Consider the following 24,206-nt stretch of genomic DNA (forward strand, 5'->3'; position numbering starts at 1 on the left):
CCCAATTAGCTGGCGCGCAGCGCTGCAAGCAGGCCGTCGACCGGTTGAAAACGAACATCCAGTTCGGCGAGCAAGACGCTCCGCATATCCTTTCGGAATACGTCCATCCATGCGCCCGCCCCCGCCTGTTCCCGCTGGCGGAGACGATCGAAGTGCCTCCCGAGCACGGCGGGCACGGCACCCAGCAATTTTTGCTCGCGCGGGCTGAGTGCGAGTTCCATCACCGCGTCGACCTCCGCCAACCGGGCCAGCGCGGGCGATGTCGCCACGAGCATGTCCCGCAGGCGGCCCCGCAACTGGCCCGTGGTGGCCTGCATCGACCTTTGCAGGGCCAGGTAGCGTTGACGGAACAGCGTGTAGTCGGCTGTCTCGTCCACGCCGACGCCCCGCCCGGTTTCGCGATCGCCGGAAAGAGCCAGTTCGCGCGCCCCCATGATGGCGTTTACCAGGGATGCCCTGGCGCGCGCGCACTCATCCTCCTGCGCGCCGCCAAAAGCCGGCACGTCCTCGGCCGGTGCCGATGGCGTGCCATCGAGAGCCGTGGAGAGGGCGATGGCGTGGGTCCACTCGAGCCATTGGCTCAACCGGTCCGACAGCGATTGGCTGGATGGAGGGGTCTCGACGTCCGTGAGCCGGGCGAGCAGGCGGATGAACGTCGGTCCCCGGACCATCGTCCGTTGGGAAGATTGCACGGTTCTGCTGGTCAAAAGAGGCTGATTTTACTCTTTTATTTCACCTCTTGCCTCGGATATCGTAGATCCCACGCGACGACGTCATGGATACCTCGGATGGGGAAGCTGATTTGCACGCCATGAACCGCGGCCGCGTCCCATCCGCCCTGCTGGCGGGCTCGATCCTCGTTATCGCGATTTCGGCCATCAGGCCGGCCCTCTGGGCGAACTGGCTCCTCGAGAACGCCGTCGTCGCGATAGCCCTGCCGCTGCTGGTCGTGGGCTACCGCCGGCTGCATTTCTCCAACGCCACCTGTGTGTCGCTCTTCGTGTTCCTGGCCCTGCACGAGATCGGGGCGCACTACACGTATTCGAACGTTCCCTACGACGAGTGGTTCGCCGGGGTCTTCGGCGTGACCCTGAACGGGCTCCTCGGCCTGACGCGCAATCACTTCGACCGCCTCGTCCATTTCTCCTATGGATTGCTGGTCACTCCCGCGGCCGTCGAACTCTTCGCGCGGCGGGCACCGCCGCAGGGCATATGGCGCTGGATCCTGCCGGTCACCTTCATCATGTCCCACGCCTTGATCTATGAACTGATCGAATGGGCCGCGGCCACCGCGTTCGGCGATGGCCTGGGCCAGGAATACCTGGGTACGCAAGGCGATGTGTGGGACGCGCAGCAGGACATGCTGCTGGCGTCGCTGGGCAGCATCGTGACCATGGTGTTCCTCGGCGTGACACGACGGCTCCCCTTCGAAGCCGGGCCGTCGGTCAATCGATAGCGAGCACGATCGTGAAGGCCGCCGTGGCGGCGAGCACGCACGGCACCAGGCGCAGCGCATACCCACGACCTCCACGGAGCACCGCGAGCGCGCATTTGAGCAGGGTATTCGCCACCAGCGCCGCCAATACGCCCTGCTCGCCCATCTCGATCGCGGCTTCACCGGACGAAACCATTTGCGCGGCCGACGCCGCGGCCGCATGGACATCCGCGATACCCGACATCGCCAGCACCCAGGGTATCGAGGTACTTCCCAGATGATCCCGAACGATGGCCGCCAACAAGATGATGCCGGCGAACATGAGCATGAAACGAATGGCGGACAGCGGCTCGAACGGACGCTTGCCGGCGAAGGCCGCGGTGTCGGAAGGCGATGCACTGGAGCGAAAGCCGAGCAGGAGGGCCATGCCGATGGCAACGCCTCCCGCCACCGCCAGCGGCAGGGCCAGATGGGCAAGCAGAGGCGGAGAGAGCATGCCGACGACCACCGCCAACTGCGCGAACGTGGCGACGTTCGACGCCACTCCTCCGCTGGCTGCCGCCGCGACCACCTCCGGGGTGGCGCGTGCCCGATCGCCCATGGCCACGATCGTGGCCGTGCTCGACACGAAACCGCCCGCCAGCCCGGCAAACGCGACCGCCGAGCGTGAGCCGAGCGCCCGCAACATGACGTAGCCGACGGCCGAAACCGCCATCACCGCGACCACCAGGAGCCACAGGCGATATGGGTTGAGCGCATGCCAGGGGTCGAGCGTACGGTCCGGCAACAGGGGAAGCACGATGAAAGTCGCTCCCGCCAGCAGCAGGAGGTCGTGCAGATCCTGCGCGCTGATCAGGTGCCTGCTGATGTGGTGGAGACGGCGCTTGCTGGCGAGAACGATGGCCACGGCGGCACCCACGCCGCACGCCATCGGCGGCGACGACATCGCGAGGGCACCGAGCAGGAAGGTCGCCAGCATGGCGATCTCGGTGGTCAGGCCCGGGTCGCGGTCGCGGGTACGGCGATAGGAGGCGAACATCATCGTGCCGATCGCGAGTCCGGCAACGGCGGTGGCCACCGCGCCGAGAAGGGTGGCGACAGCTCCGCAAATGCCGAGCAACGCGAACGTACGGATACCCGCGGGCTCGCGCTCCGGCCCCTCACCCTTGGCGCGCTCGCGCTCCAGGCCGACCAGCAAGCCGACGATCAACGCGGCACCCATGCCGTAAATGGCCGCACCGATATCCATGGACATCATGCGGCCGGTTCCTTTGCGACAGGGCTCATCGTTCCTCCCCCCAACGGGACGCGGCGACCCGGTGTCAGGCCGCTACTTGAGGCTCTTCTTCTTCTCGTCCTTGGCGGCTTTCTTTTCCTTCATCGTCTTGGCCGGCTTTTTCTTGTCGCTCTTCTTCGAATCCATACCCTTGCTCATATCGCCTCCTTCGTTGGGATCGCGGTCGCACGGCGTGCGGTGGATGGAAGACTACGCCAATCCGCGCGCCATGGAATGCCGGGAAAGCGATTCCCCGGACTGCGCTAGAGTTTCGCCGACTCGCGCCAGAGGTCCGTGCCGCCGTCGGTCGCGTATACGTCGATCTCGGCCAGCTCCGCGGCCGTGAAATCGAGGCCCTTCACGGCGTCGAGCGAGTTGTCGAGTTGCTCGACCGTACGAGCACCGATCAGCGAGGACGTCACGCGCGGGTCGCGCAACGACCAGGCGATCGCCATCTGGGCCAGCGTCTGTCCACGGCGTTCGGCGATGGCGTTGAGCGCACGGATGCGCCCGAGGTTCGCCTCGCTGAGCTGGTCCTTGCCGAGCGAGCCCTCGCGGGTGGCGCGCGCATCGGCGGGAATGCCCTTCAGGTATTTCGACGTCAGCAAGCCCTGGGCCAAGGGCGAAAAGGCGATGCAACCGGTGCCCAATGCTTCCAGCGTGTCGAGCAGGCCACCTTCGATCCAGCGGTTGAACATCGAGTAGTTGGGCTGGTGGATGAACAAGGGCACGCGCTCCTCGGCCAGGATGGCGGCCGCCTTGCGCGTGAGTTCCGGCGAGTAACTGGAAATGCCCACATACAGCGCCTTGCCCTGGCGGTGCAGGTGCGCCAGCGTCCCCATCGTCTCTTCCAGGGGCGTGGTGGGATCGACGCGATGCGAATAGAAGATATCGACATAGTCCAGGCCCATGCGCTTGAGCGACTGGTCGAGACTGGCGACGAGGTACTTCCGACTGCCGCCGATGCCGCCGTAGGGGCCCGGCCACATGTCCCAGCCGGCCTTGGTGGAGATGATCATTTCGTCGCGGTGGGGCGCGAAGTCGCTCGCCATCACCCGGCCGAAATTCTCTTCCGCCGACCCGTACGGCGGGCCGTAATTGTTCGCGAGGTCGAAATGGGTCACGCCTCGATCGAACGCGCGGCGCAGGATGGCTCGACCGGTCTCGAAGACGTCGGCGCCACCGAAGTTCTGCCAAAGGCCCAGCGAGATGGCGGGCAGGTCGATGCCACTCCGACCGCAACGGCGATAAGGCATGAGGTTGTCGTAACGATTCGATGCGGCTTGGTAGGGCACGGACGAGGCTCCATCAAATGAAGACCCGAATGTTACGCGTCGTTCCGTTGAAGCGGATATAGGTGCAGACTGTGCGGCATCTTCGAAAGACGGGTGAAGCGCACACATGACCACGGCCCTGCTCGTCATCGACATGCAGCAAGCGCTCTGTTCCGGCGAGGAAGAAGCGTTCGACATCAAGGACGTGCTCAAACGCATCAACGTGCTGATCGCCAACGCGAAGATCGGCGGCGCCAGCGTGATCTTCGTCCAGCACGAAGAAGACGAAGGCTCGCTGGTGTTCGGCGGCGACGGTTGGCAACTGGCCCAGGGGCTCGCGGCGGCCGATGGCGATATCCGCGTGCGCAAGGCCACGCCGGACGCCTTCCATCGGACGGAATTGAGCGAGGTACTGGAACGGCTGGAAGTCACCGACCTCGTCGTCTGCGGGCTACAGACGGATTTCTGCGTCGACACGACGGTGCGGCGCGCCTTGGCCCTGGGCTTTCCCGTCACGCTCGCCGGGGACGCGCACTCGACCCTCGACAACGGGGTGCTCACCGCCGCCCAGATCATTGCCCATCACAACCGTACACTCAGCAATATCAGCAGCTTCGGCCCCCGCGCGAGAGTGAAAGCGGCGGCGGAGATACGCTTCCCTGTCGAGTGAGCCTTGGTCGTGAGCCGAATAGGGCGTATATTCGGCTCACGAAATGAGCCGAATGGCTCGGTTTATCGGCTCACGACAGCGGTATGAACGACCCAACCTGGATTTGGCAGCGCTCGGACTGGCCGGCTTTCCACTGGCAAGAAGAGGCTGTCGCCCCTCTCCTGCGCGCCTGCCAACTCGCCCAGGGGCGCTTGCTGGGTGCCGCCGGCGCAATGGAAGCGGATCGGGAAGCGGGCACCGAACTCGATGCCTTGCTACAGAACATCGTGGCCTCATCCGCCATCGAGGGGGAGGATCTCGACGTCGGATCGGTGCGTTCGTCGCTTGCGCGCCGCCTCGGCCTCGATGATGAGGTTTCCGGCCGGCGGGGTGCGCGCAGCGAGGGCTTGGCCGAACTCATGCTGGACGCCACGAGGAACTACCGCGCGCCCCTCGATCTCCCTCGCCTGCTGCACTGGCACACTTTTCTCTTTCCCACAGATGAAAACGTCCTGCCCCTGCGCATTCGCATCGGGGAGTTGCGTGGCGACGAACCGATGCAAGTGGTTTCCGGCCGGATGGACAAGCCTCGTGTCCATTTCCAGGCGCCGCCCCGATCCGGGCTGGAAAATCAGGTCGATGCCTTCCTTGACTGGTTTTCGGCCAGTCGCGAAAACGCCACGCTCGATCCCCTGCTTCGCGCCGGCATCGCCCACCTCTGGTTCGTGACGCTGCACCCCTTCGACGACGGCAACGGGCGGATGACCCGGGCGCTCACGGACCTGGCGCTTGCGCAAGCGGAACACCAGGCCATCCGCTTCTACACGATGGCCACCAGCATCCTCGACGATCGCGGGGGCTACTACGACGTGCTGGAAGCAAGCCAGCGCGCCGGCCTGGACATCACGTCGTGGCTCGAATGGTTCCTGCGAACGTTGCTGCGAAGCCTCGAACAGGCACTGGCCCATATCGACCGCGTGATGGACAAGACCCGCTTCTGGCGTGAGCACCGTACACACGAGCTTTCGGCGGAACAGATGAAAGTGCTCGATCGCCTGCTCGACGGAGGGGACCGAGGATTCCCGCAAGGCATCAGCGCCTCGCAGTACCAGGCCGTCGCGAAAGTCTCCAAGGCCACCGCGACGCGTCACCTGGGCGACCTGCTCGACAAGGGAATGATCGTGCGCCTGCCCGGCGGAGGCCGCAGCACGCGTTACCGCATCGCATGGCCTGGCACGGGCGCCGCGGACACGGGGCGGTCCGATGCGTGAGTCCACCGCACCCCGCATGACGACCTTCCTCTCCGCTCTCCGGCTCTGGTTGGCATTGCTCGCCTGCGGACTGGCGGTGCTGTTCGGATCGGTGCTCATCGGCGGCGGCGATTCCACCATCGCCGCGTCATGGCAGGCGCTGGTGTCGCCCGCGGAGACACCGATGCATGCCATCGTCTGGGAGCTTCGTATTCCGCGCGCGGTGGCCGCCTATGGGGTGGGTGGACTGCTGGCCGTCTCCGGCTGCCTCATGCAGATCCTCGTGCGCAATCCCTTGGCCGATCCCTATACGCTCGGCCTTTCCGGTGGCGCCGCCGTGGGTGCGCTCGGCGCCATGCTGGCCGGGGCCGGCGCGCTGGCGACCACCCTCGGCGCGGCGTCGGGAGCCCTCCTGGCGTGCGTCGCCGTGTTCGTGCTCGCCCATCGCGACCTGCTTTCCCGCGCTCGTGCCGCGCAGCGCGAAGACTCCACCGACCTGATCCTGATCGGCGTGATGCTGGCCTCCGGCCTGGGCGCCATCGTCAGCATGATGCTGGTGTTGGCACCGGACAAGAACCTGCGCGGCATGCTGTTCTGGATGATGGGCGACCTCAGTGGCGTGGCCAACGCGTCGCTGCCGGCCGTGACGCTGCTCGCTTGCGTGCTCCTGGTCGCTCCCCTGGGACGCCAACTCAACCTGCTGATGCGTGGCGAGGAATCGGCCAGCGCCCTGGGCGTTCGGCCGAACGCCGTGAAGTCGGCGATCTTCGCCATCGCGTCGCTGGCCACGGCCGTGGCCGTGACCACGGCGGGTACCGTCGGTTTCGTCGGGCTGGTGGTACCGCATGCGCTGCGTCGGATCGTCGGTAACGACCAGCGCGTGCTGCTGCCGGCCTGCGCGATCTGTGGCGGCATGGTGGTGGTCGTGGCCGATACGATCTCGCGCATCGTCGCCGATCCCATCCAGCTACCCGTCGGCGCGGTGATGGCGATCATCGGCGTGCCTACCTTCATGTTCCTGCTGGTGCGGCGGCGATGAGCATCGAACTGGTCGCCGAATCGCTGGCCGTATCGATGCGTGGACGCTCGCTCGTCGGCAAGCTGGACATGCGTATCGCGCCGGGCCAGGTCTGGTGCGTGCTCGGCCCGAACGGCGCGGGCAAGTCCACCCTGCTGCGCACGCTGGCGGGCCTGCGTGCGCCCGATGGTGGCCGGGTGGTGCTCGGAGGCCGTGATGTCGCCTCGTATCGCCCGATCGAGATCGCACGCCGGCGCGGTTTCCTCCCGCAAACGATCGTGGACGCCTTCAGCCTCACGGTCATGGAAGCCGTGATGTCGGCCCGCCACCCCCGCCTGCCGTTCTGGGCCTGGGGCGACGAAGACACCGGACACGCGGAGAACGCATTGCGCACCTTCGAACTGGATGCGTTGGCGGAGCGCGACATCACCACGCTGTCCGGCGGCGAGCGCCAGCGGGTGAACATCGCCACGTTGTTCACCCAGGACGTGGATATCATGCTGCTCGACGAGCCACTGTCCTCACTCGACCTGCACCACCAGATGAAGACCTTGCACGAACTGATGCGTGCCGCCTCCGAACAGGACAAGTCCGTGATCTATACGGTCCACGACATCAATCTCGCCTTCCAGCATGCGACGCACGCCGTGCTGTTGGATGGCCGGGGCGCCGCCCTGGCCGGCCTCAAGGACGATGTCGTCACCAGCGAGCACCTCAGCGCCGCCTTCCACCATCCCATCCATGGCGTCACGCTCGGCGATGAACTGTTCTTCCGCGCCGGACGCCTCAACGGACCGTCCCGATGATGCGACTCATCACCTTCGTCGGGCTGCTCTTGGGCACCGCCACCGCCACGGCGTCGGTCACCGTCATCGATGATGCCGGCCGCAGCGTGACGCTACCCGCTCCGGCCCATCGCATCGTCAGCCTGGCGCCCAACATCACCGACGCCCTGTTCGCAGCCGGCGCGGGTGCCTATGTCGTCGGCACGTCGCGATTCAGCGACTATCCCGCGGCGGCGAAGAAGGTTCCGGTGGTCGGCGACGCGACCATGATCGACCTGGAGCGCATCGTGGGCCTGAAGCCCGATGTCGTCGTGGTGTGGAAAAGCGGTAACTCGGTGGCGCAGGTGGAGAAACTCACGCGCCTGGGGATACCGGTGTTCTACTCGGAAACGACACGGCTCGCCGAGGTGGCATCCACCACGCGCCGGCTTGGCAAGCTCGCCGGCACGGAGGCCGCCGCCGACCGCGACGCCGACGCCTTCGAAGCCGAACTCGACCGGCTACGAACCGCCTATGCCGGCAAGAAGCGCCTGAAGGTGTTCTTCCAGGTCTGGAACCGGCCGCTGATGACGATCGGTCGCGCACAGATCATCGACGATGCCCTCGTCCTTTGTGGTGGCGACAATATCTTCGCCGACCTCGACCAGCCCGCGCCGACGGTCGGTCGCGAGGCGGTCCTGGCGCGCAACCCCGATGTGATCATCAGCGGCGGCGGTGAAGGAGAATCGTTGAACGGCTGGAAGACGTCGGCCTTCCTCGCCGCGGTGAAGCACGACAATGTCTTCGTGATCGACGCGCCGACCCTGGCCCTGCCCTCTCCCTCGATCCTGTCCGGGGTGGCCACCCTCTGTCGTGCCCTGGACGAGGCTCGTACGAGGGCGGCGCGCTGATCCTGTCCATTCGCGGCGACTGGTCCTCGCCCTGGGTCGACCGGTAAGATTCCATTTCCTTTCCATCCAGGCGTCAGTCCAATGCGCAAGTAATGCCGTTGCCCCCAAGGGGGAGTTTCGATCTTCCCCACCGTGGGAAGCCGATGGCATGAACGAGATGGCGCATGACGACGACCTTCCTGACGCTCGATGGCGTCACTTATGTCCTTCCTGACGGAAGGACGCTTTTCTCCGACCTCCATGAATCGTTCGACGACCGCCGTACCGGTCTCGTCGGCGGTAACGGCGTGGGCAAGAGCGTGCTTGCGCGCATCCTCGCCGGACGTCAGGAACCGACACGAGGACGTTGCAACCGCGTCGGCTCCGTCCATTACCTGGCGCAACGCATCGCCGACGATCCCGACGAATCGGTCGCCATGCTTGCCGGTGTCGGCGACACGATCGCCGCGCTGGAACGGATCGAGGCGGGAAGCACCGCCCAGCGCGACTTCGACGCGGTGGGCGATCGATGGAACGTGCGCGAACAGCTTCGTGATGCGCTCGATGCGGAAGGTCTCTCCCACGTGGATGCGCTGGGCCTCGCCAGTGAGCTGAGCGGAGGCGAAGCCATGAGGGTGGCATTGCTCGGGGCACGCTTGCAGGCCACCGACTACCTGGTCCTCGACGAGCCGAGCAATCATCTGGACAGCGCCGGTCGCGCGGCCCTGATGCAGTGGTTGCGAGGATGGACCGGTGGCCTCCTGGTCGTCAGCCACGACCGGCGGCTTCTCGGCCAGATGGAACGCATCGTCGAGCTCTCGCCGCGAGGCCTGCGTAGCTATGGAGGCGACTACGCCTTCTACGAACAGATACGTCGCGAGGAACGGCACGCCGCCGAACGCATGCTCGATGCACGCAAGATCGAACGCAAGCGCGGCGAGCAGGCGCTGCGCGAGCAGCAGGAAAGGCAGGCGCAGCGACAGGCCCGCGGGCAACGTGACGCCAGCCGGGCCAATCAGGCGCCCATCTTGCTCGGTGGACAGAAGAGCCGGAGCGAAGGCTCGGCCGGAAAGCTGAAACGGCAACAGGAAACCACGCGCGACGCGCTTTCCCAAAGGGTCGCCGAAGCGGCGCGGCACGTGGAAAGCGAGGTGTCGCTCGCCGTGCTCGCCCCGAGCGCGACGCGCGTGGCACGACGCAGGGTGGTCGTGCTGGAGCGCGTGGAACTGCCTTTCGTGCGTGGTGCGGCAGGCATCGTCGATCTCGTCCTCATGGGTGGGCAGCGTGTCGGTGTCGTCGGTGCCAATGGCAGTGGCAAGTCCACCCTGCTGCAGGTACTCGCCGGACGAACCGCGCCACGGGCCGGGCATGTCGACGTACCCGTGCCCGTGGCCTGGCTGGACCAGCGGCTTTCGACGCTGGACCCGGGCCGCCCCGTGATCGACCACATGCGGGAAGCGAATCCCGCGGCGACCGAGGATGCGCTACACCTGCGGCTCGCCCTGCTCGGGCTCGATGCGGACAAGATAGCGGTGCCTGCCGCACGACTGAGCGGCGGTGAGCGCCTCAAGGCCGCCCTCGCGCTGGCGCTCGTCGCCGATCCGCCACCGCGACTGCTGCTTCTCGACGAACCCGGCAACCACCTCGATCTCGCCTCGCTCGAAGCGTTGGAGACGATGCTCCAGCAATACGAAGGCGCGCTCGTGGTGGTATCGCATGATGACGTCTTCCTCGATCGCCTCCGGCTCACCGACCGTCTTTCACCGACGTCGGCGGGTTGGCGGATAACGCCGTGGTGATGCCATGCGCAACGGACTATGGTTTCGCCGCGCCGGCCTTCTCAGGCAAACGGTAGCGTTGCTTGCCGTAGGCCCAGCTTGGCCACAAGGCATGCGCCAGCGCGGTCTTCTCGAGCTGCGGATCGACCGGCTGTGGCTCCAGCTTCTCGCCGTCGGGACGGTACTCGCCGTTCAAGGTATAGCGGTACTGCGTCGGCGGCTGGTTGGGGCGCAGCACGATCAGGCGGTCGTTCTTCAGGTAACCGTAGTTGTCGCCGTACTGCATGATGGCGCGATCCGGATAACGCTGGGTGAGATCGGCGCCGAGCATCGGGTGTTCGCTGCTGATGCCGATGAGCGAAAGAAGGGTGGGCGCCAGGTCCACCTGGCTGACGATGTGGTCGTCCTTCTTCACCGGCACGCCTGCGCCTAGGATCAACGCGGGAATGTGGAAATGGCGCACGGGCACGAGGCTCGCACCGAACACGCGCGCGTCGTGGTCGGCCACGATCAGGAACACCGTGTGGTTCCAGTACGGCGACTGCTTGGCTCGCTCGAAGAAGCGGCCGATGGACCAGTCGGCGTAACGCACCGCGTTCGCGTTGCTTGCCGGATCGCCGTCGGGCTGGATACGGCCGGCGGGATATTCCCAGGGCGTATGGTTGGACACCGAGAAAGCCACCGTGAGGGTGGGCTTGTCGCCATCGTCGAGGAGCCGGTGGTGCAACTCGTTGAACATGTCTTCGTCGGACGCGCCCCACGAACCGACGAAGGCCGGCTTGGTCTCGAAGGTGGCGCGGTCAACGACTTCATTGAAGCCGTTGCCGAAGAAGAACGAGCGCATGTTGTCGAAGTGCGCCTCACCGCCGTACAGGAAGCGCGTGTGGTAACCGAAGGTATCCAGCAGTGCGCCGAGGGTGAAGAAATCGCGCTGGCTACGCGGCAGTTTCAACACGGCTTCGGCGGGCGTGGGCAGGAAGCCGGTGGTCACGGCTTCGAGGCCGCGGGCGCTGCGCGTACCGGTGGCGTAGGTGCGGGTGAGCCACCAACCGTCGTTCGCCAGCTTGTCGAGTTCCGGCGTGTATCCCGCGCCACCGAGGCTGCCGACGAACTGCGCGCCGAGGCTCTCCTCGAGGATGATGACGAGGTTGAGCGGCTTCTCGCCCTGGCGTGTCGCTTGCTGACGATGCAGGCTCGGGTATTGCGGATCGAGCGGTGCGCCTTCGAGTCCGGCGTCCCTGCGCACGATCGATTGCATCTCGTCTTCGGGCATCTTGCCGTACACCGCCGATGCCGAGCGTTCATTACCCAGTGCGATGGCCGCGTTCAGCACGTTGTAGAGCGAGTTCAACGGCAAGGTGTTGACCATGGCGTCGTTGGTGAAAGCCACTTGCGAGGCATTCAGCGGACGATGCTGCAACGTGCCGCGGCCGGCGAGGAAGAGCACCGCGAAGGCGAGTACCGTTGCCACGGGACGCAGCCATCCGCGCATCGGCACGCGGTCCGGCCGGCGCGTGGGCAGCAGGCGGAAGCCCAGCCAGCCGATCAGCGCGAAGACCACGAGGCCGGCGGCCACCGATAGCTTGTAGCCATGCCAGAGCATGGCCGCCACTTCGTGGGGGCTGGTCAGGTACTCGAAGTAGAGACGGTTCGGGCGCGTGTCGTACTCGACGATGAATTGAGGCGTGGATACTTCCAGCAGCACGAAGGCCAGCCACCAGAAGCGCAACCACCATGCGGCGATGCGCGTGGGCCATGCGCGATGGCCGAGCCAGGGCGAGAGCAGCGCCGGCCACGCCACGATCATGGCGACCAGCGAAAGGTCGATGCGCCAGCCGCCGAACAGCACCGGCCAGAGGCCGCCGGCATCGTGGACGCGGGTCCACTGCCACAACGACAGCCCCACGCGCGAGAGCGTCAGGAAGACGAGGGCGGCAACGATGAAACGCCAGGTGAGCTTGCGCACGTTGGATATCCGGGTGGGGCGCGGCGGGCGGCCACGCGTGGAAGGACGCATGTTACAGCGCCAAGACTTTACACTGTGCGTCCCATCAGCAACTTACGGCGGCCTTTCGGCCACCGCACGAGGATCGACGATGTTCAGACTGGCCGAGGCCCAGCCGATCGCCACCGGGCATGTCCGCGAGGTGTACCAGCACCCCGGCGAGGCGGACCTGCTGATCAAGGTGATCGCCAGCGGCTCCATCGAGGAACGCTGGAACAAGGCGCCGTGGTATCGCCGCATGGCGCGCAGCGGGCCCTACAAGGATTTCGTCCGCGAGTTTCGCGAGTACGTCACGGGGATCTACGTCGGCGGCTACGCCACCTCGCCCATCGCCCGCGTGGTCGGCCTGGAGATGACCGATATCGGGCTCGGCCAGATCGTGGAGAAGGTGCGCGCGCCCGATGGCCGGTTGGCGCCGACCCTGCACGACTGGGTAAAGGCGGAAGGCTTCACGGCGAAAACCCAGGCGGAACTGGACGAGTTCTACGCGCGCCTGCTCTCGCACAACACCATCGCCGCCGACCTGCACGCATGGAACGTGGTCTACGGCGAGGATTCCCGTGGCGGCCCGCGCCTGGTCATGATCGACGGCTTCGGCGAGAAGAACATCATCCCGCACTGCTCGATGAACCGCGCGCACAACGCCTCGCGAACGAAGAAGAAGTACGAGCGCATGCTGCGGCGGACGAAGGCCGAGGCGCCGCTTACTCCGTAATCGCTGGCGACGGCACACAGCCGGGCTTCGACGCCGCGGCGGGCAGCAGCGCGAAGCGCGAGCGGTTCGCCACGCCCAGCGGCACGACCTTGTCGGCGACGATGCAGTCGTCGAACGCTTCCTCGTTGATGAGCAGCCAGCGATGCGCCGGGTCGGCCGCCTGCCAGGCGCGCGCGTCGCGCAGCTGTGCCGCCGAGTCGCGCGCGAAGCCGAACTCCGCCACGGGTCGCCGGGCCTGGTAGAGAAGTTCCTCGCGCCACACCACGAGGCCGAGCTGGCCGTCGGTGCCGATCGCGGCGTCCGCCTCTTCCATCAGCTGGCGCGTGGACTGGTTGGCATCGAGCAGCGGATAGGTGCCCAACGGCCAGATGATCCACGCCAGCGCCATGCCGCCGAGCAGGGCGGCGACGCCGCGCCGAGGCCTGAAAATCAGCGCCGATACCAGGAAGCCCACGCCCACCGCGATCACGCAGACCCAGAGGTCGTGACCGTGGCCCGGCAGCTCGTAGCCTTCGGCGATGCGTTGCGCCGCCTTCGGCGCCTTCGTCAACGCCCACAGGCCGGCGCCGCCGAACACCGCGGCGCAAGCGACCGTCGTCCAGAAGGCGGCCCTGGGCAGCCAGCGCGTCTTCAGCAGGTCCACCACATAAGGCGCCATCGCCAGCGCCAGCATCGGCAGGGCGGGCAGGATGTAGATCTCGCGCTTGCCGCGCGGGATCGAGAAGAACACCAGCACCAGCACGAACCACAGCAGCGGCATCCACACCCGGGGTTCGCGCAAGCGCAACGCTTCGCGCCAGCGCGGCACGAGGAAGGGCACCAGCAGCCAGGTGGGAATCCACTGGCGCAGGATCACCAGCAGGAAGAACCAGGGCTTTTCCTCGTGTTGCCAGGAATTGGCGTAGCGCTCGGCGGTCTGCCGGAACAGGATGTCGTGCACATAGGCCAGGTACTCGGGCGTGCGCAGCCCGTAGGCCGTCGCGAGCATCGGTGCCAGCCACAGCGCGATGGCGAGCAGGAAAGCCAGCGCGCCACCCGCCCAGCGCCAGCCGTCGCCGCGGGTCACGATCACCCCCGGCCATTGCCGCGCGCGCATCACGGCGTAAGGAACCAGCATCAGCAAGGTGATGACGCCCACGCCCTTCGTGATCACGCCCAGCCCGGCGGCGAAACAGCCCAGCCAGTACATGCGCCAGTTCGGGCCACGCAGGCAGTGCAGCAGGATGCCGGTATTGCCCAGGGTGATCCAGAACAGGTTGAGCGGGTCGATCTGCGCGTGCTTGACGACATCGACGAACTGCATCGTCGCCAACACGAGCGTGGCCGCCACCAGGCCCACGCGCGCGTTCCACAGGCGCCGGCCGAGGTGCCAGACCAGGGCGAGCGTGCCGAGACCGGAGAAAAGCGAGGTCAACAGGAAGGCGCCGCGCCAGCCGCCGGTGAGCCACATCCAGAACGCCTCCGTCCACATCAGCATGGGCGGCTTGTCGGAATACAGCTCCATGCCCCGGTGAGGGAACAGCCACTGGCCGGATTCGAGCATCTGCCGGGCGACGAGGGCGAAGCGCGGCTCGTCAGGCGGCCACGGGTCGCGCAAGCCGATGCCTGCCGCCAGCACGGCCAGGGCGATCAGCATGAACCAGCCGAACTCGCGGCGAAGGGATCGTTCGTCGGTGGATAGCATGGATACGTCTGGCAAGGCGGTCCCGCGCATCGTAGCCGAAGGGGCCCCCCGCCACCCTTACCGTTCGCTTAGGGGATCCATTTCAATTTTCCGGGGCTGGCACGTCTAAAGGGTTCGCCGGTGCGGAAATCGGCGTTCGTCCCTGCCCGTACGGGCGTCGATTTCCCACCGTGCGACCATATAGCGCTTATCCCCAGCCCATGAACGCGGTCAGGCAAACCATGGATCCATCCGAGGCGGGCAAGCCGCCCGGCGGCACGCGCGCCACCCAGGTGGTGGCCCTGTTCCGCGAACACAACGCGGCACTCGTGGGCTTCCTGCGGGCCCGGCTGAACTCGCTCGCGGATGCCCAGGAAGTGGCCCAGGAGGTCTACCTCAAGCTGCTCTCGCTGGACGACGCGACCGTGATCGACTCACCGCGCGCCTTCCTGTTCCGGGCCGCCTCCAACCTTGCCGTGGACCGCCTGCGCATGCGCAACGTGCGGGCCTCGGCGCCCGCCGACCCCGACGGCGACAACTGGCACGCCACGCCGATTCCCGAGCAACACGCCTCGGCCCACGAGCAATGGCGCGACCTGCGCCAGGCACTCGACGAACTGCCCCCCAAGACCAGCCGCGCCTTCGTCATGCACGTGATGGAGGGGCGGGATTTCGCCACGATCGCGCGTGAGATGAATCTCAGTGAGCGCATGGTGCGCTACCACGTCGGCAATGCCCTGGCGCATTGCCGTGAACGCCGCGACCGCGCGGAGAACCTCCGATGACCACGACCACCCTCGCTCCCGATCGGCAGATCGAGTACACCGCCGCCGACTGGTGGGTCCGCCTGCGCGACCCCGGCCTGCCCGATCCCGCCTTGCTCCAATGGAGCGAGTGGCTCGAAGCCGACCCGCGGCACGCGGAGGCTTTCGACCGCGCATCCGCCCTCGCCGAGGCGGCCGGAGCCATGGACGCGGAGAGCCGCAAGGCATTCGCCCACCGGTTCGCCCCACGCCGGCCGGCTCGCCGCACGGTTCCGCGCTTCGCTCTCGCCCTGGCGGCCAGCGTGTTGCTCGCCGTCGCCGGAGCGGGTGCGTTCCTGGGATTCCGCCATGGGCAGGGTGAAGCGCCAAGGCAATACGTCAGCGAACGGGCGGGCCACCGCGACATCGACCTTCCCGACGGCTCCAGCATCGAACTCGGCGGAGCCAGCTCGATCACCGCGCGCTATGGACGCGACGAGCGCGCCGTCGACCTCGAAGCCGGCGAGGCTTTCTTCCGTGTCGCGCACGCCGAACGGCCATTCGTCGTCCATGCGGGGCCCTTGCAGATTCTCGACCTGGGTACCGCCTTCAACGTGCGCCGCACCGGCGACCGGGTGACTGTCGCCGTCACCGAGGGCCGCGTGCGGGTCTCGCCCCTGGCCACCCAGGGTGACGCCGGCACCATCGAACTGGGAGCGGGACGCGAGGTCTCCTTCGACCCTGAGACGCAAGCGATGCGGATCCTCGACATCGATCCCGCGAGCGCCACCGCCTGGCGTGGGCATCGCCTGGAGTTCGTCAACGAGCCCTTGTCCTCGGTGATCGAAAACGTGAACCGTTACAGTGCGCGGCCGATCCGGCTCGCCGATCCTGCCCTCGGCAAACTGACGTTTACCGGTACGGTCGAGGTGGATACCATCGACAGCTGGGTATCCGCCTTGCCGCGCGTCTTCCCGGTACGTGTCGACACCTATCCCGACCGGCTGGAACTCGCTCGCCAGACCACGATGGCGCGGAGCATCCAGCCGCGCTGAAGACCACAAGGGCCGCAAAGTCTTGCAGTACATGCTTCGCGGGCGCCGGCGCGCACTCACCGGCGCGCTCGCGCTGGCTCTCGCGGCGCATGCCGCCGGGGCGGCCGAAGCACCTGCCGACGGCCCTTCCGCCCCCATGCCATTCGCCATCGCGCCGCAACCGCTGGCCACGGCGTTGCTGGCCTGGGGCAAACAAGCGAACGTGCAGGTCCTCACCGCTTCCGGCTCGATCGCCAACTGGCGCTCGGGCGGCGCCCGGGGCGTACTGACTCCGAACGCCGCGCTCGACGAGTTGCTGGAGGGCACCGACCTGCAACGCGAGTCGTACGACACGCGCACCGTCGTGGTCCGCCAGCGGCAGAAACCCGACAACGCGACACCCGCCCCGGTGGACCCCGACGTCGCGTTCGATCCCGGTACCGTCGTGCCGCTGGCCACCGTGGACGTGCAAGGGCTGGTTTCCGACACGGGCTTCAAGGCCGACACCACGCGCACCGTCACGCGCAACGAAGCGCGACTGACCGATGTACCCCAGTCGGTCACCGTGGTGACCCGGGACGTGATCGAATCGCAGCAGGCCGTGGATATCGGCGATGTCGCCCGCTACGTGGCGGGGGTGCAATACGTGGACGGTTATGGCGGCTCGCCGCTCTTCCTGATCCGCGGCTTCGATGCGGGCCACGGCATGACCGACGGCATGCCCAACGGCATCGCCCGTACCGAGGATCTTCCCCCACTGATCGGCATCGAGCGCGTGGAAGTGCTGCGTGGCCCCGAGGCCATCCTTGGCGATGCCTCGCAGAACAACAATTTCGGTGGCTCGATCAACGTCGTGATGAAGCGGCCGCAGGCCCAGCCCGTGCGCACGCTGACCTATTCGCTGGGCGAGTACGACGGCGCGCGGCTCGGCCTCGACCTGGCGGGCCCCGCTTCGAAAGACGGCAGCGTGACCTACCGCCTGGTGGCGGCGGGCCAGCGCGGCGAGAAGACGCCGCAGGGCTTTGGCGGCGGCAGGGGTGCCTATCTCGCCCCGTCGCTGGCGTGGCAAGGGGAGCAGACGCGGGTGATGGGCGGACTGGAGTTCGTGGACAACCGCGTGCCCGGTCCCGACCACACCGTGCTGCTGGGTCCTGGCCTGTCCACCGCCAAGCCTTACCGTTCCCTGTCCGCCGATCCCACCGACGAATCGACCTATCGTACGAGCCGGGCCGTATTCGAACTGGACCATGAGTTCGGCGACGACTGGACCTTTCACAGCCAGGGGCAGTACGTGCGCCAGCGCAGCGATGGCCGCAGCCAGTCCTATCTCGCCAGCGGATTCGCCGGGGCACTGGACGCCGTGGATCGCAGCTTCCGCTATTCGGGAACCTACTGGACCTGGCAGAACGACCTGAGCGCCACGTTCCGCCATGGCGACGTCACGCATAGCTTGCTGATGGGGCTGGACCTGGCGCGGACGCATGCCGGCGACAACGGCAGCGGCAGTACCGAGGAAGGCGTCACGGCGGACACCTCGAACATCGACGCCGTGATCGTCACCAGGCCGCTTGCCTACAATCTGCGCAGCAGCAGCGATTTTTCCGCGAAGTTCAACACGCTGGTGACGCCGGTCAGCACCACGGTGCAAGCGCTGGGTGGCTCGTGGCAGACCAACGCCGGCCTGTACCTGCAGGACCAGATGGCGATCGGCGAGCAATGGAACGTGCTGGTGGCGCTGCGCCGTACCCAGTACGAACTGGAGACCCGCTGGCAGGACGGTTCACCCCGCCGGGTGCGCAAGTCGCGCTGGATTCCGAAAGTGGGCGTGGTCTACAAGCTTTCGCCCACCATCGCCATCTATGCCGACTCCTCCACCGGCTTCCAGCCCGATCCCCTGCTTGGCAAGGACGGCCAGCCGCTACCGGTGGCCACCTCGCGCCAGGTTGAACTCGGTGCGAAGTTCGACCTGTTCGACCAGCGCGCGCGCCTGACGGCGGCGCTCTACCGCATCCACGTCGACCACAGCATCGACCTCGTCTCGCCCGAACCGCCTTTCTTCGCGACGCCGGGGCCGGGCCAGACCAATCGCGGGCTGGAAGTGGAATTCGCGGGACAGGTCGCACCCGGGCTCGACGTGCTCGCCAGCCTCACTGAAGCGCATATCAGCAACCACGACGACACCCGTCCGACCGGTGCGCCGAAACACCAGGCGGCGGTATGGGCGAGCTACCGCTTCGGCCAGGGCACGGTGAAGCCGTGGGGCGTGGCGGCCGGCGTTCTCGCCCGTAGCCGCAGCATCGGCCGCACGAGTTCGGACGGGCGATATTTCGGCATCCCCGGGCAAGCCAGCGTGGAAACCAACGTGTCGCGCTACGGCGAGCACTGGCGGCTGACGCTCGGCGTGAAGAACCTCTTCGCGCGCACGCTGTACGCCGTGAACTTCGACGAGACCTTCGTACCGATACGACAGGGGCGCGTGGTCTTGCTCACCGGCACCTACGACTTCTGACCGCCCGGATTCGTCAGCCAACCGATTTCGCGAACGCCTTCAGCGCGACCTCGCAGGCCTCGCGTCGGAAGGCGTCACGCTCGGCACGTCCGCTCGGCCCGCCGAGACGAGGGATGTCGTAGCAGCCGTCGGCGCCCGGCACGCCACCGTGACGACGCCAGAACCTGTCGTACGAGGCGACCGTCACGCCGGCACGGCGGTCCAGTGGATGCGCCGCACAGGATACGCCGCGTACGCGCTCCACCCCGTAATACGTGGCCAGTGCACGCACCACCGCCAACAGCAGGTCACGAGGACGCAGTCCGCCGCTGGCCCGGCTGAAACGGGCGATCGCACCACGGCCAAGATAGGCCCACGAGCCACGCATGGCGCCGACGAGCAGCCCCTCCGTACCACCGAAGGTGATCGCGCAGGACGAGACCACTTCCTTGTCGCCATTCAACAGGTACAAGCCGAGTTCCCCGGTGCACTCGCTTTCCGGGGCGCGCGCATGCAGATAGGCCATTTCGCCATCGCCGAGCGGCAGCGTGGCGAGGCGCACGTCATGGCCCTTGAGCAGGCGATTGCTCAAGCGCTCGGGGAATTCGCGCGCCATGAAGCGATAGTGGGCTTCGATGAGCCGCGCGCGGGCGTCGAGATCGAAAGACCGCGAGATGTAGTGCGACTGCCAGCGCTCGTACACTCGCGGGTTGAACTCGGCGGCGACCCGCATCGCACGCGATGCGCTCACCAGCCGGAGCCATTGGGCCTGGCGGCGAAACGCCGTGAGCGTGCGCAAGAGGTAAGCGAGCCGTCGTTCCGGCATGGGGCGGGACCGTCGCAAGATCGCACGCCGCCGTGCATGGTCGAACACCAGGCCCAGGGGGCCACGATCCTGGCGGGGCGACGTCCAGCTTAACGGCAGGTCGTCGAAGGGCGCGCTGTGGGGGTAGCGGGGCTGCATACCTCCAAGACGTACGGCGACCGGGAAATTGAAATGCCAGTGGGTAGGAGCTCACTTCCTTGGTGAAAACCCATTCCTGCCCTGGTGGGAACCGCTGCTCTTGTGGGAGCCGCTTCAGCGGCGATGGGTGCTTGCCGTAACTTGGCCCGCTGCCGCGGGATCGCCGACAAGGTCGGCTCCCACAGGTTCATGGCAGCTGACTCTTCCATGGCGGAAACCCCTGCTCTCGTGGGAGCCGCTTCAGCGGCGATGGGTGCTTGCCGTAACTTGGCCCCGCTGCCGCGGGATCGCCGACAAGGTCGGCTCCCACCAGGTCTGTTCCTGACCGGTCTACTCGATAGCGGTTGTGGGAGCCGCTTCAGCGGCGATGGGTGCTTGCCGTAACCTGGCCCGCTGCCGCGGGATCGCCGACAAGGTCGGCTCCCACCGGGGTTTGGGTGGTCCCACCGCGGGATCAGGCGCGGGGCTTGCGCCGTTCGCCGTTCCGCTTGCGCCGTTCGTCTTTCCAGACGATCCACGCCGCCAGCAGGGTCAGCAGTGCCATGGCGAACCAGGTGATCGCGTACATCAGGTGGTTGTCGGGGAAGGCGATGACCGTGAGCCCCCCGACCGGGCCGTCGTTGCCCTCGCCGCGCCCCGGCGAGGATGCCGCATCGGCATCGACGAAATAGGGCGCCACGTCGTCGAGACCTTTCGCCGCGGCGATGGCGGCCACGTCACGCGAGAACCAGCGATCCTCCGCGGGCCGGTTCGGCTGCAGGAACGCGCCCTTCGGTTCGCTGATGCGAAGCAGCCCGGTCACCGAGGTTTCCGCCGACGGCCCCGGAGTGCAGGTGGCCTTGCCTCCGCACCAGGCGGGCGAAACGAAGCCACGATTCACGACCACCACGTCGCCGCTGCGCAAGCGCAGTGGCGTCAGCAGCCACGAGCCCATGCCGAGTTCGGTGCTCGCCCGGACACGCACGCTCTTGTCCTGCAGGAAGCGGCCGACGAGCTTCACCCGACGGTATTCGTCGTTGGAAGCGCTTACCACCGGCCACTGGCCGCGGCCGGGCGCATCCACCGGTTCGGCGTGCACCCGCGCATCGACGCGAGCGACCAGGTCGTGTTTCCACGCCCGGCGCTGTACCTGCCAGACGCCCAGCGCGACGAACCCCGCGAACAACACGACCCCAAGCAGGGCCAGCAGGCCCAGAACGAAGACGCCGCGCGGTCGGCGCGGCGTCGTGGTGTCGTTGGCGCCTTCCACGCTCAAGGCAGGTTCTTCACCTGCTGCTCGGTCATGTCATGGGACATGCCCGGCATCATGTTCGAGTTGAGGTGGAACATGACCCAGATCGAACCGGAAAGCGTGATCACGACCAGCACCAGCGTGAAGATCAGCGCCAGCATGTTCCAGCCGCCTTCCGACTTCGTGTTCATGTGCAGGAAGTAGATCATGTGCACCACGATCTGGATCGCGGCGAAGGTGAGGATCACCACCGCCAGCGTCTGCGAGTTCGGGATGACCTTGCCCATCACCAGCCAGAACGGGATGGCGGTGAGCACCACGGCGAGGAAGAACCCCGTCATATAGCCCTTCAGCGTGCTGTGGCTGTGGCCGTCGTCGTGATCGTGGTGATCGTGTTGTGGGTGATCGTGCGATTCGATGTGCGCGCTCACGGCAGCACTCCCATCAGGTAAACGAAGGTGAAGACGCCGATCCAGACCACGTCGAGGAAATGCCAGAACATCGACAGGCACATGATGCGGCGCTTGTTGGCCGGCGTGAGCCCGAAGCGGCCCACCTGGAACAGCAGGGTGATCAGCCAGACGATGCCGAACGTCACGTGCAGGCCGTGGGTACCGACCAGGGTGAAGAACGACGACAGGAACGCACTGCGCTGCGGACCCGCGCCTTCGTGGATCAGGTTCGCGAACTCGTACAGTTCGATGCCGAGGAAGGTGGCGCCGAACAGGCCGGTGACGACCAGCCAGGCCATCATCGTGCCCTTGCGGTTCTTCTGCATCTCCAGCACGGCGAAGCCGTAGGTGATCGAAGACAGCAGCAGCATCGTCGTGTTGATCGCGACCAGCGGCAATTCGAACAGATCGGCGCCGGAAGGGCCACCCGCGTAGCTGCGGCCGAGCACGCCATAGGTGGCGAACAGGCAGGCGAAGATGAGGCAGTCGCTCATCAGGTAGATCCAGAACCCGAGCAACGTGCCGTTGGCCGGGTGGTGGTCTTCCTTCATCCAGAACTGGATGTCCTGGTCCGCGACGGCGGCGGAGGGCGTGGCGTTCATATCAGACATGGGCGGCAAGCTCTTCCGTGCGGGCGGCCTCGGTCCGGGCCACGACATCGGCGGGGATGTGGTAGTCGCGCTTGTAATTGAAGGTGTGGCCGATCGCGGTCACCAGCAGGGCCACGAAGGCGATGCCGGCGATCAGGAACATGTGCCAGATCATGGCGAAGCCGAGCACGAAGGCGAAGCCCGCGATGATGATGCCGGCGCTGGTGTTCTTCGGCATGTGGATCGGCAGGTAGCCTTCGGTGCGGCGACCGGCGTTACGCTCCTTCATGTCCCACCACGCATCCGATTCGTGAATGATGGGGGTGAACGCGAAGTTGTATTCCGGCGGCGGCGAGGACGTCGACCATTCCAGGGTACGGCCGTGCCACGGATCGCCGGTGACGTCGCGCAACTCGTCGCGGCGCTTGTAGCTGACCCACAGCTGGACCAGGAACGAGCCGATGCCGAGCGCGATCAGCACCGCGCCGAAGGCGGCGATGCGGAACCAGATGGCGAGCGACGGATCCTCGAAATGGTTCATGCGGCGCGTGACGCCCATGAAGCCGAGCACGTAGAGCGGCATGAAGGCCAGGTAGAAACCCACCAGCCAGAACCAGAACGAGCACTTGCCCCAGAACGGGTCCAGCTTGTAACCGAAGGCCTTCGGGAACCAGTAGTTGATGCCGGCGAACAGGCCGAAGATCACGCCACCGATGATCACGTTATGGAAGTGCGCGATCAGGAACAGGCTGTTGTGCAGCAGGAAGTCGGCCGGCGGCACCGCCAGCATCACGCCGGTCATGCCACCGATCACGAAGGTGATCATGAAGCCCACCGTCCACAGCATCGGCACCTCGAAGTGGATGCGGCCGCGGTACATGGTGAACAGCCAGTTGAAGATCTTCGCCCCCGTGGGGATCGAGATGATCATCGTGGTGATGCCGAAGAACGAGTTGACGCTCGCGCCCGAGCCCATGGTGAAGAAGTGGTGCAGCCACACCAGGTAGGACAGCACGGTGATGACCACCGTGGCGTACACCATCGACGCATAACCGAAGAGGCGCTTGCGGCTGAACGTGGAGACGACCTCGGAGAACACGCCGAAGACCGGCAGCACCAGGATGTAGACCTCCGGGTGGCCCCAGATCCAGATCAGGTTCACGTACATCATGGCGTTGCCGCCGAAGTCGTTCGTGAAGAAGTTGGTGCCCGCATAGCGGTCGAGCGAGAGCAGCACCAGCACCGCCGTGAGCACGGGGAAGGCCGCCACGATCAGCACGTTGGTGCACAGCGAGGTCCAGGTGAAGATCGGCATCTTCATCATGGACATGCCCGGGGCACGCATCTTCACGATGGTGGCGATCAGGTTGATGCCGGAGAGGGTCGTTCCCACGCCGGCCACCTGTAGCGACCATATGTAATAGTCCACCCCGACATCCGGACTCTGCGCCAGCCCCGACAAGGGCGGATAGGCGAGCCAGCCGGTGCGGGCGAACTCGCCCACGAACAGCGAGGCCATCACCAGCAAGCCGCCGGCGACCGTCATCCAGAAGCTGAAGTTGTTGAGGAACGGGAAGGCCACGTCGCGCGCGCCGATCTGCAGCGGCACGACGTAGTTCATCAGGCCGGTGACCAGCGGCATCGCCACGAAGAAGATCATGATCACGCCGTGGGCGGTGAAGATCTGGTCGTAGTGGTGCGGGGGCAGGAAGCCGGGATTGCCGTTGAAGGCGATGGCTTGCTGGGCGCGCATCATCAATGCGTCGGCGAAGCCACGCAGCAGCATCACGATGCCGAACACCATGTACATGATGCCGATCTTCTTGTGATCGATGCTGGTGAACCATTCGCTCCACAGGTAGCCCCACAGCTTCGCCCGGGTGATCAGGGCAAGCAGCGCGATGCCACCGATGGCGACCATGATGAAGGTGCCGATGAGGATCGGCTCGTGGTATGGGATCGCCTCGAGGGTGAGGCGTCCGAAGAT

21 protein-coding genes are annotated in these 24,206 nt (G+C 66.4%); 11 read left to right on the top strand and 10 right to left on the bottom strand.

Annotated elements, in window-relative coordinates; translation table 11 throughout:
• Positions 1–5: 5 nt before the first annotated feature.
• Positions 6–707, bottom strand: a complete 702-nt coding sequence (locus ACR9Y6_RS14425; protein ID WP_481281902.1) for a DUF3348 domain-containing protein — start codon at positions 705–707, stop codon at positions 6–8.
• Positions 708–811: 104 nt separating this feature from the next.
• Between ACR9Y6_RS14425 and ACR9Y6_RS14430 the strand changes: the two genes are divergently transcribed.
• Positions 812–1,456: a DUF2238 domain-containing protein gene (locus ACR9Y6_RS14430; protein ID WP_481281903.1), complete on the top strand. Its 645-nt coding sequence runs from the start codon at positions 812–814 to the stop codon at positions 1,454–1,456.
• On the opposite strand, the gene ACR9Y6_RS14435 is transcribed toward ACR9Y6_RS14430, so the two are convergent.
• Both ACR9Y6_RS14435 and mgrA read right to left on the bottom strand, forming a co-directional pair.
• The gene (locus tag ACR9Y6_RS14435; protein WP_481281904.1) at positions 1,446–2,693 is read right to left on the bottom strand and encodes an MgtC/SapB family protein; all 1,248 of its coding nucleotides are present in this window, start codon (positions 2,691–2,693) and stop codon (positions 1,446–1,448) included. The two genes, ACR9Y6_RS14430 and ACR9Y6_RS14435, sit on opposite strands and share 11 nt — an antisense overlap.
• Before the next feature lie 281 nt (positions 2,694–2,974).
• On the bottom strand, positions 2,975–4,006 hold the full coding sequence (gene mgrA, locus ACR9Y6_RS14440; RefSeq protein WP_481281905.1) for an L-glyceraldehyde 3-phosphate reductase: 1,032 nt from the start codon (positions 4,004–4,006) through the stop codon (positions 2,975–2,977).
• Positions 4,007–4,112: 106 nt separating this feature from the next.
• On the opposite strand from mgrA, the gene ACR9Y6_RS14445 reads away from it, so the two are divergent.
• From ACR9Y6_RS14445 to ACR9Y6_RS14470, 6 genes are all read left to right on the top strand, one after another.
• Positions 4,113–4,655: a cysteine hydrolase family protein gene (locus ACR9Y6_RS14445; protein WP_481281906.1), complete on the top strand. Its 543-nt coding sequence runs from the start codon at positions 4,113–4,115 to the stop codon at positions 4,653–4,655.
• An 83-nt stretch (positions 4,656–4,738) separates the two neighbouring features.
• Positions 4,739–5,905, top strand: coding sequence for a Fic family protein (locus ACR9Y6_RS14450; protein WP_481281907.1), 1,167 nt, complete (start codon positions 4,739–4,741; stop codon positions 5,903–5,905).
• On the top strand, positions 5,898–6,923 hold the full coding sequence (locus ACR9Y6_RS14455; RefSeq protein WP_481281908.1) for a FecCD family ABC transporter permease: 1,026 nt from the start codon (positions 5,898–5,900) through the stop codon (positions 6,921–6,923). The genes ACR9Y6_RS14450 and ACR9Y6_RS14455 overlap by 8 nt, the downstream gene beginning before the upstream one ends.
• Complete coding sequence (locus tag ACR9Y6_RS14460; RefSeq protein ID WP_481281909.1) at positions 6,920–7,708, top strand: ABC transporter ATP-binding protein; 789 nt, start codon at positions 6,920–6,922, stop codon at positions 7,706–7,708. The genes ACR9Y6_RS14455 and ACR9Y6_RS14460 overlap by 4 nt, the downstream gene beginning before the upstream one ends.
• Positions 7,705–8,577: a cobalamin-binding protein gene (locus ACR9Y6_RS14465; protein ID WP_481281910.1), complete on the top strand. Its 873-nt coding sequence runs from the start codon at positions 7,705–7,707 to the stop codon at positions 8,575–8,577. Before ACR9Y6_RS14460 ends, ACR9Y6_RS14465 begins: the two co-directional genes overlap by 4 nt.
• 164 nt (positions 8,578–8,741) lie before the next feature.
• Complete coding sequence (locus ACR9Y6_RS14470) at positions 8,742–10,355, top strand: ATP-binding cassette domain-containing protein (RefSeq protein ID WP_481281911.1); 1,614 nt, start codon at positions 8,742–8,744, stop codon at positions 10,353–10,355.
• Positions 10,356–10,371: 16 nt separating this feature from the next.
• Here the strand turns inward: ACR9Y6_RS14470 and ACR9Y6_RS14475 are convergent, their stop codons facing one another.
• Positions 10,372–12,351 (bottom strand): LTA synthase family protein, encoded by a 1,980-nt coding sequence (locus ACR9Y6_RS14475; protein ID WP_481281912.1) that lies wholly within the window; start codon positions 12,349–12,351, stop codon positions 10,372–10,374.
• Between the two features lie 79 nt (positions 12,352–12,430).
• Here ACR9Y6_RS14475 and ACR9Y6_RS14480 point away from each other — a divergent pair, with 79 nt between their 5' ends.
• Positions 12,431–13,054, top strand: coding sequence for a YrbL family protein (locus ACR9Y6_RS14480; protein ID WP_481281913.1), 624 nt, complete (start codon positions 12,431–12,433; stop codon positions 13,052–13,054).
• Here ACR9Y6_RS14480 and ACR9Y6_RS14485 read toward each other — a convergent pair.
• Positions 13,044–14,738 (bottom strand): ArnT family glycosyltransferase, encoded by a 1,695-nt coding sequence (locus ACR9Y6_RS14485; protein ID WP_481281914.1) that lies wholly within the window; start codon positions 14,736–14,738, stop codon positions 13,044–13,046. The two genes, ACR9Y6_RS14480 and ACR9Y6_RS14485, sit on opposite strands and share 11 nt — an antisense overlap.
• A 221-nt stretch (positions 14,739–14,959) precedes the next feature.
• Here ACR9Y6_RS14485 and ACR9Y6_RS14490 point away from each other — a divergent pair, with 221 nt between their 5' ends.
• From ACR9Y6_RS14490 to ACR9Y6_RS14500, 3 genes are read left to right on the top strand one after another with little or no spacing between them, the layout of a single operon-like run.
• Complete coding sequence (locus ACR9Y6_RS14490) at positions 14,960–15,502, top strand: RNA polymerase sigma factor (protein WP_481281915.1); 543 nt, start codon at positions 14,960–14,962, stop codon at positions 15,500–15,502.
• A complete protein-coding gene (locus tag ACR9Y6_RS14495; protein WP_481281916.1) occupies positions 15,499–16,515 on the top strand; it encodes a FecR family protein in 1,017 nt (338 codons plus the stop codon). The genes ACR9Y6_RS14490 and ACR9Y6_RS14495 overlap by 4 nt, the downstream gene beginning before the upstream one ends.
• A gap of 31 nt (positions 16,516–16,546) precedes the next feature.
• Complete coding sequence (locus ACR9Y6_RS14500; protein ID WP_481282739.1) at positions 16,547–19,003, top strand: TonB-dependent siderophore receptor; 2,457 nt, start codon at positions 16,547–16,549, stop codon at positions 19,001–19,003.
• A 13-nt stretch (positions 19,004–19,016) separates the two neighbouring features.
• Here ACR9Y6_RS14500 and ACR9Y6_RS14505 read toward each other — a convergent pair whose 3' ends face one another.
• The 5 genes from ACR9Y6_RS14505 to cyoB all read right to left on the bottom strand — a co-directional run bounded on the left by ACR9Y6_RS14505 (position 19,017) and on the right by cyoB (position 24,206).
• Positions 19,017–19,808 (bottom strand): DUF535 family protein, encoded by a 792-nt coding sequence (locus ACR9Y6_RS14505; protein WP_481281917.1) that lies wholly within the window; start codon positions 19,806–19,808, stop codon positions 19,017–19,019.
• A gap of 592 nt (positions 19,809–20,400) precedes the next feature.
• Positions 20,401–21,195 carry an SURF1 family protein gene (locus tag ACR9Y6_RS14510; RefSeq protein ID WP_481282740.1) on the bottom strand — a complete coding sequence of 265 codons (795 nt, stop codon included), beginning with the start codon at positions 21,193–21,195 and terminating at the stop codon, positions 20,401–20,403.
• Positions 21,196–21,197: 2 nt separating this feature from the next.
• A complete protein-coding gene (cyoD, locus tag ACR9Y6_RS14515; RefSeq protein ID WP_371023575.1) occupies positions 21,198–21,608 on the bottom strand; it encodes a cytochrome o ubiquinol oxidase subunit IV in 411 nt (136 codons plus the stop codon).
• The gene (gene cyoC, locus ACR9Y6_RS14520; RefSeq protein WP_481282741.1) at positions 21,605–22,180 is read right to left on the bottom strand and encodes a cytochrome o ubiquinol oxidase subunit III; all 576 of its coding nucleotides are present in this window, start codon (positions 22,178–22,180) and stop codon (positions 21,605–21,607) included. The genes cyoD and cyoC overlap by 4 nt, the downstream gene beginning before the upstream one ends.
• A gap of 52 nt (positions 22,181–22,232) precedes the next feature.
• Complete coding sequence (cyoB, locus tag ACR9Y6_RS14525; RefSeq protein ID WP_481282742.1) at positions 22,233–24,206, bottom strand: cytochrome o ubiquinol oxidase subunit I; 1,974 nt, start codon at positions 24,204–24,206, stop codon at positions 22,233–22,235.

The sequence above is a fragment of the Luteibacter sp. TLI7-4A genome, from assembly GCF_056754745.1.

What these genes read in the sequence shown, in the direction of transcription:
- ACR9Y6_RS14430 (WP_481281903.1), top strand. Translation starts at nt 812, where the DNA reads ATGAACCGCGGCCGCGTCCCATCCGCCCTGCTGGCGGGCTCGATCCTC.
- ACR9Y6_RS14435 (WP_481281904.1), bottom strand. Translation starts at nt 2,693, where the DNA reads ATGATGTCCATGGATATCGGTGCGGCCATTTACGGCATGGGTGCCGCG.
- ACR9Y6_RS14445 (WP_481281906.1), top strand. Translation starts at nt 4,113, where the DNA reads ATGACCACGGCCCTGCTCGTCATCGACATGCAGCAAGCGCTCTGTTCC.
- ACR9Y6_RS14450 (WP_481281907.1), top strand. Translation starts at nt 4,739, where the DNA reads ATGAACGACCCAACCTGGATTTGGCAGCGCTCGGACTGGCCGGCTTTC.
- ACR9Y6_RS14455 (WP_481281908.1), top strand. Translation starts at nt 5,898, where the DNA reads ATGCGTGAGTCCACCGCACCCCGCATGACGACCTTCCTCTCCGCTCTC.
- ACR9Y6_RS14460 (WP_481281909.1), top strand. Translation starts at nt 6,920, where the DNA reads ATGAGCATCGAACTGGTCGCCGAATCGCTGGCCGTATCGATGCGTGGA.
- ACR9Y6_RS14465 (WP_481281910.1), top strand. Translation starts at nt 7,705, where the DNA reads ATGATGCGACTCATCACCTTCGTCGGGCTGCTCTTGGGCACCGCCACC.
- ACR9Y6_RS14470 (WP_481281911.1), top strand. Translation starts at nt 8,742, where the DNA reads ATGACGACGACCTTCCTGACGCTCGATGGCGTCACTTATGTCCTTCCT.
- ACR9Y6_RS14475 (WP_481281912.1), bottom strand. Translation starts at nt 12,351, where the DNA reads ATGCGTCCTTCCACGCGTGGCCGCCCGCCGCGCCCCACCCGGATATCC.
- ACR9Y6_RS14480 (WP_481281913.1), top strand. Translation starts at nt 12,431, where the DNA reads ATGTTCAGACTGGCCGAGGCCCAGCCGATCGCCACCGGGCATGTCCGC.
- ACR9Y6_RS14485 (WP_481281914.1), bottom strand. Translation starts at nt 14,738, where the DNA reads ATGCTATCCACCGACGAACGATCCCTTCGCCGCGAGTTCGGCTGGTTC.
- ACR9Y6_RS14490 (WP_481281915.1), top strand. Translation starts at nt 14,960, where the DNA reads ATGGATCCATCCGAGGCGGGCAAGCCGCCCGGCGGCACGCGCGCCACC.
- ACR9Y6_RS14495 (WP_481281916.1), top strand. Translation starts at nt 15,499, where the DNA reads ATGACCACGACCACCCTCGCTCCCGATCGGCAGATCGAGTACACCGCC.
- ACR9Y6_RS14500 (WP_481282739.1), top strand. Translation starts at nt 16,547, where the DNA reads ATGCTTCGCGGGCGCCGGCGCGCACTCACCGGCGCGCTCGCGCTGGCT.
- ACR9Y6_RS14505 (WP_481281917.1), bottom strand. Translation starts at nt 19,808, where the DNA reads ATGCCGGAACGACGGCTCGCTTACCTCTTGCGCACGCTCACGGCGTTT.
- cyoC (WP_481282741.1), bottom strand. Translation starts at nt 22,180, where the DNA reads ATGAAGGAAGACCACCACCCGGCCAACGGCACGTTGCTCGGGTTCTGG.